We start from the raw sequence: 1,795 nt of genomic DNA, 5'->3' as shown, positions 1-1,795 counted from the left end.
GTCCACCGCGCACATGGAACGCGCACCCGCAATTTTGCCAAGTATCTCGGCCTTTCGGCCAAGACGGACGCTGTAGAGTATCCGTCCGGTGACCCCACTGAAACGTGCTGCAGCAGGGCAAGGAGAGCGGACATTCATGCTTGATGCAGCAAAATCAGGGGCTAGATGACCGGGTTGCGGGACAAACCGGCCTTTTGCAGGTGCGGCCTTTGCTGACGCAGCATCCCTTTGCAGCTGCAGCGGGCTCACCGCTGCTCGACAGCGAGTGTCAGTGTGTGAACTTCCACGGGTTCGCTTATCCGACCCGAAGCGTTGTGGTCCGCCTGGAGAACGGCGACATCTGGGTTTGGTCTCCGATCAGGATTTCGGAAGAGTTGGCTGTTGCCGTCGAAAGCCTCGGGCCAGTCCGGCATCTTGTGAGCCCCAACAAGATTCATCACCTCTTTCTCTCGGAATGGCAGCAGCGGTTTCCGGACGCTCTGCTCTGGGGGCCAGCTTCGACGATCAAAAAACGTAATGATCTCAGCTTTCAGAAGCCATTGAACGGTGAAGCAGCGCACCTTTGGATCAGTGAATTCGAGCAATTTCATGTGCTAGGGTCAATGGCTATGGATGAGATACTGTTCCTCCACAAGCCGTCGAAGACGCTGATACTTGCGGACTTCTCGGAGAATTTCGGGCGCGATTTTCTCAAGACGAACTGGAAAGGCTGGCAGCATTGGCTTGCGCGCACATGGGGCATAACAGAGGGCAAGGGCTATGCTCCTCTGGATTGGCGAATGTCCTTCTTCCGTCGAACAAAACTGAGGCAAATCCGAGAGGACTGATCCCGCCCAATACGAGCTGGAACTCGAGACATCGAGACAGCCATCGCGCAGGTGGAAGCCGAGATTGATGCGGACGCGCGTACAGCGCCAGTGCGGCCCCCAAAGCCGCGTCAGACCAATCGCGGGTCACTGCCCAAGCATCTGGAACGGGTGGAAGTGGTCATCGAGCCTGAGCTCTCCTGTGCCCTTGGGGCCGAGCGTCATGTCATTGGCGAAGATGTTAGCGAACGGCTGGACATTATCGCTTAGTCTGAATCGGTCCGTTCTCGGTAAATCGGCTCACATGTGGTCATTCTCATAATGGAAGGCAAGGTACGCTCGTCCCCGCCAGCAGAATCATGAAGTGATTTTTGGGTCTGCTGTGAATGGCAGCAAACCTGTGGCCATCGGTCGGAAAAACTGGATGTTTGCAGGCTCCGAAGGCGGCGGTAAAGCCATGGCAATCGCCTTCACCCTGATCGAAACGGCAAAACTCAACAAAGTCGATCCCCAGGCTTGGCTCACATGGGTCCTTGCCCAGATCGCCGACCACAAGATCACACGCCTCGACGAACTTCTGCCTTGGCGTTACGCTGCTCAAGCAGCGTAACAGGCAGCCATTCGATCGGGCCAGAGCGGTCAGACCGAATGGCTACCCTAAGACAGCGATGCTCTGCGCGAACAGCTGAAGGATCGGGGAGCGTGGGCCTGCGTGAGGCCGATGCCGAACCGGGTGAACATACCACCGTTCAGTCCTTGGCTCTACCGGCAGAGCAACGCCGTCGAAAGGGTCTTCAACAAACTCAAACACTTCCGCGCAGTCGCAACAAGATACGACAAGCGCGATGACAACTTCCTTGCCTCCAGACAACTCGCTTCAATCCAAATATGGTTGAAGACTTATGAGTCGGTGACCTAGTGTTCCCCGTCTGACATAGGATTCCCATTGTCGGTTCGGAGTGTCATGTTGGGGCATGAGACGAGATGAC

1 protein-coding gene and 3 pseudogenes are annotated in these 1,795 nt (G+C 56.2%); all 4 read left to right on the top strand.

Going from position 1 to position 1,795, the window contains the following annotated elements:
- Positions 1-143: 143 nt before the first annotated feature.
- Entirely contained in the window at positions 144-827 is a 684-nt protein-coding gene (locus Q1A75_RS23830) for a DUF4336 domain-containing protein (protein ID WP_299593535.1), read from the top strand.
- Positions 811-1,070 (top strand): annotated as a pseudogene (locus tag Q1A75_RS23825) (IS66 family transposase); the annotation flags it as partial. The gene Q1A75_RS23830 and the pseudogene Q1A75_RS23825, both read left to right, overlap by 17 nt.
- Before the next feature lie 130 nt (positions 1,071-1,200).
- A pseudogene (locus Q1A75_RS23820) lies at positions 1,201-1,416 on the top strand (transposase domain-containing protein); the annotation flags it as partial.
- Positions 1,417-1,566: 150 nt separating this feature from the next.
- Positions 1,567-1,725, top strand: a pseudogene (locus Q1A75_RS23815) (IS5/IS1182 family transposase); the annotation flags it as partial.
- Positions 1,726-1,795: the final 70 nt, after the last annotated feature.

Source organism: uncultured Tateyamaria sp., assembly GCF_947504105.1.
Classification (GTDB): domain Bacteria; phylum Pseudomonadota; class Alphaproteobacteria; order Rhodobacterales; family Rhodobacteraceae; genus Tateyamaria.
The sequence above is the reverse complement of the archived record's forward strand: the minus strand, read 5'-3'. Positions and strand labels throughout refer to the sequence as shown.